The sequence below is a fragment of the Fischerella muscicola PCC 7414 genome (genome assembly GCF_000317205.1).
In the GTDB taxonomy this organism is placed as follows: Bacteria; Cyanobacteriota; Cyanobacteriia; order Cyanobacteriales; family Nostocaceae; genus Fischerella; species Fischerella muscicola.
This window is the reverse complement of the sequence record NZ_AJLK01000225.1, coordinates 1-1,037: the sequence shown is the minus strand read 5'-3', so window position 1 is coordinate 1,037 and position 1,037 is coordinate 1. Positions and strand designations below refer to the sequence as shown.

Below are 1,037 nucleotides of genomic sequence, written 5' to 3'. Positions count from 1 at the left end.
AGAGCGTTACCACGAGGTAATACCTCCTCAGGGAATACAAATTTCTCGTGTGGCTGATCTTGAGGAGCCATCCAAGCGCGGATACCCTCGTTCAGCAAAATGTTTTTGGTATAGAATGTTTCAAATTCGGGGTCTTCAGCAGCCCGCAATTCTTGAGAAACGAAGTCGTAAGCCCGCAGGTTTAATGCCAAGCCGACGATACCGATCGCACTCATCCACAAACCAGTCACTGGCACAAACAACATGAAGAAGTGCAACCAGCGCTTGTTGGAGAAAGCAATACCGAATATCTGAGACCAGAAACGGTTTGCTGTCACCATTGAGTAGGTTTCTTCTGCTTGGGTGGGGTTGAAAGCACGGAAGGTGTTTGCGCCTTCGCCGTCTTCAAACAGGGTGTTTTCTACTGTTGCACCGTGAATCGCACACAACAGCGCACCACCCAATACACCCGCTACTCCCATCATGTGGAACGGGTTGAGTGTCCAGTTGTGGAATCCTTGTAAGAACAGTAAGAAACGGAAGATCGCTGCTACTCCAAAGCTGGGTGCAAAGAACCAAGAAGACTGTCCCAATGGGTACATCAAGAATACGGATACAAATACCGCGATCGGAGCAGAGAAGGCAATGGCGTTATAAGGACGGATGCCTACTAACCGAGCGATTTCAAATTGACGCAGCATGAACCCGATCAATCCAAATGCTCCGTGCAGTGCTACGAATGTCCACAATCCACCCAATTGACACCAACGGGTGAAGTCGCCTTGCGCTTCTGGTCCCCACAACAGCAGCAATGAGTGTCCCATTGCGTCTGCTGGTGTTGATACTGCTACTGTTAAGAAGTTACAGCCTTCTAAGTAAGAAGATGCTAAGCCGTGGGTGTACCAACTGGTGACGAAGGTTGTGCCGGTTAGCCATCCACCTAGTGCTAAAAATGCACAGGGAAATAGCAATAAACCAGACCATCCTACGAATACGAAGCGATCGCGCTTCAACCAGTCGTCGAGAACGTCAAACCACCCTCTGGTAGTACTACGTCC

Annotated in this window: 1 protein-coding gene; it reads right to left on the bottom strand. The window is 49.4% G+C overall.

Features of this window, described 5'->3' with window-relative positions:
- Positions 1 to 1,037, bottom strand: a 1,037-nt coding sequence (psbD, locus tag UYI_RS0131350) for a photosystem II D2 protein (photosystem q(a) protein) (RefSeq protein ID WP_016870641.1), incomplete at both ends; no start/stop codon positions are given.